Source organism: uncultured Maritalea sp., from assembly GCF_937139385.1.
Lineage (GTDB): Bacteria > Pseudomonadota > Alphaproteobacteria > Rhizobiales > Devosiaceae > Maritalea > Maritalea porphyrae_A.
Map to the genome: position 1 here is coordinate 1 of NZ_CAKZPW010000326.1, position 4,467 is coordinate 4,467.

The following is a 4,467-nucleotide window of genomic DNA, read 5'->3' on the forward strand; positions in this document are numbered from 1 at the left end:
GATCGCGCGCCGCCACAGCAAGTCACATGACGAAATCGATTGTGCTTTGAGCGATGTGCTGGGAGGGAATGGTGCCGGTTGAGAGACTTGAACTCCCGACCCTCTGATTACAAATCAGATGCTCTACCAACTGAGCTAAACCGGCAACGCGCGTTAGATACATAATCCTCCTATGCTGTGCAAGCTCCAATTGTAAAAAAATGAGAGAAAATTTCACAACGTCGAAAAATCTTAGAACCAATTGTCAATATTGGGGCTTTCCGATTCAGGGTTGTGTGTGGCACGTTGCATATTCGTCCTTGTCTCGCACCAATTTGGAGCACGCACGTGCCAGCTTTTTCGAGCGATAGAATCATGTTTGTGTCTTCGGGTTCACCAGAGTCCGAAAAAGCACGCGATGTCCTGTGCGCCGAATATGGCACCTGCTCTTTGGATCAAGCAGAGGTAATTGTTGCCCTGGGTGGCGACGGACTTATGCTCGAAACCCTGCACAAAGTCATGGACAAAGAGATCCCTGTATATGGCATGAATTTTGGGTCAATCGGGTTCTTGATGAATGACTATGGGGCAGACAAGCTAATTGAACGACTTGAAACAGCAGAACCGACAGTTATTCATCCACTGCGAATGACCGCAACCGATAAAAACGGCAATGAACACTCAGCCCTAGCGCTCAATGAAGTGTCGTTGCTGCGGACGTCCTATCAAGCGGCCAAGATTGAAATTCTGATCGATGGAAAGCCGCGACTAGAAGAATTGGTGTGTGATGGGGTATTAGTGGCCACGCCTGCTGGGTCAACTGCTTACAACCTGTCGGCACATGGGCCAATCTTGCCCATCGAAGCTCCACTGCTGGCGCTCACCCCCATCTCTCCTTTTCGACCAAGACGATGGCGCGGCGCAATCCTTTCAAATCGCGCAGAGGTAACCTTCCGCATTCGCGAGATCGACAAGCGCCCTGTAAACGCGGTAGCAGACAGCAAAGAGATTGCAGATGTAGCCGAGGTAAAAGTTAGCGAGTCGCGAACTCACTCGGTGACGCTATTGTTCGATCCAGGCCATAGTCTTGATGAGCGCGTGCTCAACGAACAATTCGATTATTAGGCGGCTGGTAGCGCCAACTGCTCGTCGCGCAAATGCGAAATGTTGATGGCCGCGTCTGGGCTGGCTTCTTCACAAAAGCTTGCCATGACCCCGCGCGCAGCTTCGCGGGCAAGACTGACGTTCTGCTCGTTCAAATATGCAAAGACGCTGTCCAGACTGTCCGGAATATCGCCTTCATGATCGTCAATCAATGCCGAGATAAGTTGGGACACCACAAAGTGGCGTGCGGCCACATCAGTCTCCAAATGAGCCTCGCGCGCCAAAACCGTTAGCCGCGCCATCAGATTACGCAAAGATGGCTCGAAGCCACAACGCGTATAAAGCGCATGTAACGCACGGCGCGTGCCAGATCGCAAAATTCCTTCAGTCTTGCGAGTAGGCAAATCTGCGAGCACTGCCAATGCAGTAACAAAGAATTGCAGGCGACCATTTACGACCGAATTGATCAACAAGCGCGGCGTCAAACGATCTGATTGAAAAAGTGCATCTAAATAGCTGTAGTGCTCCGCAGTTGGCTCACCTTCAACCAAACCCGTTGTCGCCTTATCCAATTGGTCCCGCACAAGGCGATTCAAACGCTGTGGTTGAATGCTTCCATTGACAATGCGCGCGCCCAGCAAGGCATCTGCGATCCGTTCGGTCAGCAAAAACCGTGCAGCAATTGGCAAATCAGGGCGCTGAAGCAATGTGCCCCGCATGGGTGCATCATCACACCAGCGATCAGCCAGTTCGATTAGCAAATCAGACGGCAAAACCAAATCATGCCGGTCCAAAAGCACTCGATCAATTGATTTAGAATGCTCTTGCGCTAAGACTTTGCAGACGTTGACGCCCACTTGCGGGCGCGACAAAATCGCTTCAGCGATTTTTTTACTGCCCTTGCGCGACAAGGCCACTAAGTCACTGTCCAACAAAACCGGCGAAAACTGCACAACAGCGGCAGCAATAATAGATTCGTCCTGTGCCAAGGCAAACATAACAGGACGTGGCGCATTGGGAGAGCGCAGAAGTTCGTAGGCAAGCGCAGCGCGCACTTTCACCGAACTGTCATCCAAAAAACTCAGAACGGCGGCATAAAGGGCTGCTTGCTCGTCGGCGGGTCCACTATGTTCTAAAAACGCACGCGCCGCAATCCGGGCAGCCTGCCCACGCTGCTCACTGTGAGCGGACTGTGACAATGTGTGATATTCATTAAAACCAAGCACGCAAACGCCCTTAAACAACTTACCCATCAAGCGGTTAGACTGAAGACTACGCTTGAAGGCTTAATGAAGCGTTCACCATAATAATTGGTACGGCTATTTGGTATAGAACCGGGCAAAAAAGCTCTGACGCCGTTCGTCATTTTCCACGTCAGATTGGGTGCCCTGATTTTCTTGCAACTCAGGCTGACTTTCAACGGCAAAACGCCCGGGCAAATTGGCCGTGGGCGCTGAACGATAAAGCGCGGCAAAGGGTGAAACAGGGTCCTGCGCCTGAGCCACTGAAAATGGGCCCTGATTGGAAGTGGCCATTTGTTGAGCGGCAAAGGCTGCGGTTTGGCTCACCGACGCATCCACCTCAAGTGATCGATGCTTCGCCACAAGCACTTGATATACTTCCTTAATCGAGCGCGGCTTGCCACTGTCAAAAAAGATACTCTCGTTTGCACGCGCTTGAGACGGAAAATGCATCGCAGCGCTAGCGTTCGGACTAGAAAGGCCTAGGTTGAAAAACTTCTCAGCGCCGCGCGCTCCCATAAAATGAGCAATGTACAGCTCCCCTGGTGAAGGCATGCGTCCAAACTGTTCCTGCAAATACGCACCATTTCGTCGGGTAAATGCGGCCGCCAGATCCGCTGACATTTCAGGGTTCTCTCGTAACGCCAGCACAGCAGATTTCATCTTTGGATCACGAACTTCATACCCATCGGCCGTGCGCTCAATCTTGTCAGAAATGGAGCCATAGCCCAATTTGGGGCCTTCTTCTTTCAAGACTTCAAGCCAAGTGCCTTCAATGAATTGAAACAGCCCAACCGCACTTGATGTTTTTGCCTTAGCTTCTGGATCAAGCGAGCTTTCACGCATTGCGGTTTGCAATAAGTAGTCAAAGTCCACACCATTCTTGTCCCCTGCCCTTGTGAGGGCTTGGGCGAGCTGGGCTGGCACCTGAACCGGCTTTACGCTGGGCATAGCAAAATTACGCTCACAGTTTTCAACACCTTAACAAAACATAAATGCTGTTAAGCAATCATTAACCACGCCAATATTCCACAACTTCTGCAACATCTGGACGCGGACGCTCTTGAGGTACCACGCTTGGCGTGCCGATATGAACAAAACCGGCAAAAAACTCATTATCCTTTGCGCCAAAAATGGCTGCAGCTTCATCGTCAAAAGCAAACCAGCGCGTTACCCATTGCGCCGCAAATCCCAGCGCATTTGCCCCATGCACCAGATTGAAACAAACGCAACCCGCCGAAAGCTGTTGCTCAATTGCCGGAACTTTTGGATGCGCTTGAACAGCGGAAATCACGCCAATGGTCAAAGGCGCGGGCAAAAACCTATTGCGCTCGACATCAAGCATCTCTTCAGAGATCTCAGGATCTCGTTGTTTTGCTAGCTCAGCTAATCGATCACCAGCCATACCACGTTGATCTCCAGCAACAACAACCAACCTCCAAGGCGCCAATTTGCCATGATCAGGCACACGGGATGCAATTTCCAAAAGCTCGGCTAGCTCCAATTCAGATGGGCCAGGTTCTGCCAAAAACGGTAGGGTCACAGATCGCCGCGACTTCAAATACTCAACCATCTCAACATTTTTGCTCATTTTGTCCCCATGTCCCCAGTCCGTTTTGAAAATTTGAGTTGTTTATGCCATAGCTTGGCCGCAAACTTAATCCAAAAGCTTTATAGTTTGTTTGGTGGCAAGACTTATCATCCAACCACCAAAAAACGGAATGGCAATTGCGGCACATATGATGAAACAAAAATGGACATATGCTGGTTTAATCGGGCTGATGTTGGCCGCACCCTCATTTGCGCAAGAGGTTGCACCTGTCCCACCCGTTCGTCCAGAAAACCTCAATATTACAACACCTTCCGAAACCAACGAGAATCAAGACCTGAACGCCGAAACGCAAATAGAGACGATGACGGACCAAGAAACGATCGTCGTGCCCAAAAGTGGTGGACCACCGCAGCCAGTCAGTATAGGCGCACGAGTGACCGAAGATGGGCCATTCATTCCTAACGGACTGGAGTGGCGGATATACTCTATTACGCCTAATGATAAAGGCGAGTTGGATCTAGTTGCCCGCTCTTCTGATTCTGCCGCCAATTTTAGCTTAGCCGCCGGACAATATATTGCGCATGTTGCTTA

General features: G+C 50.7%; 4 protein-coding genes, 1 tRNA gene and 1 pseudogene. 2 read left to right on the plus strand and 4 right to left on the minus strand.

Annotation, left to right across the window (positions count from 1 at the left end):
• Positions 1-69: 69 nt before the first annotated feature.
• Positions 70-145: transfer RNA gene (locus Q0231_RS13335), tRNA-Thr, on the minus strand.
• Between the two features lie 182 nt (positions 146-327).
• On the opposite strand from Q0231_RS13335, the gene Q0231_RS13340 reads away from it, so the two are divergent.
• On the plus strand, positions 328-1,104 hold the full coding sequence (locus Q0231_RS13340; RefSeq protein ID WP_269393946.1) for an NAD kinase: 777 nt from the start codon (positions 328-330) through the stop codon (positions 1,102-1,104).
• On the opposite strand, the gene Q0231_RS13345 is transcribed toward Q0231_RS13340, so the two are convergent.
• The 3 genes from Q0231_RS13345 to Q0231_RS13355 form a co-directional block, all read right to left on the minus strand.
• A complete protein-coding gene (locus Q0231_RS13345) occupies positions 1,101-2,309 on the minus strand; it encodes a DUF2336 domain-containing protein (RefSeq protein ID WP_269393945.1) in 1,209 nt (402 codons plus the stop codon). The two genes, Q0231_RS13340 and Q0231_RS13345, sit on opposite strands and share 4 nt — an antisense overlap.
• 93 nt (positions 2,310-2,402) lie before the next feature.
• Positions 2,403-3,275, minus strand: a complete 873-nt coding sequence (locus Q0231_RS13350; RefSeq protein WP_269393944.1) for a transglycosylase SLT domain-containing protein — start codon at positions 3,273-3,275, stop codon at positions 2,403-2,405.
• A 61-nt stretch (positions 3,276-3,336) separates the two neighbouring features.
• On the minus strand, positions 3,337-3,915 hold the full coding sequence (locus Q0231_RS13355; RefSeq protein WP_269393943.1) for a nitroreductase: 579 nt from the start codon (positions 3,913-3,915) through the stop codon (positions 3,337-3,339).
• Positions 3,916-4,063: 148 nt separating this feature from the next.
• On the opposite strand from Q0231_RS13355, the pseudogene Q0231_RS13360 reads away from it, so the two are divergent.
• Positions 4,064-4,467, plus strand: a pseudogene (locus Q0231_RS13360) (hypothetical protein); the annotation flags it as partial.

Coding starts and splice junctions, on each gene's coding strand:
- Q0231_RS13350 (WP_269393944.1), bottom strand. CDS start 3,275: ATGCCCAGCGTAAAGCCGGTTCAGGTGCCAGCCCAGCTCGCCCAAGCC.
- Q0231_RS13355 (WP_269393943.1), bottom strand. CDS start 3,915: ATGAGCAAAAATGTTGAGATGGTTGAGTATTTGAAGTCGCGGCGATCT.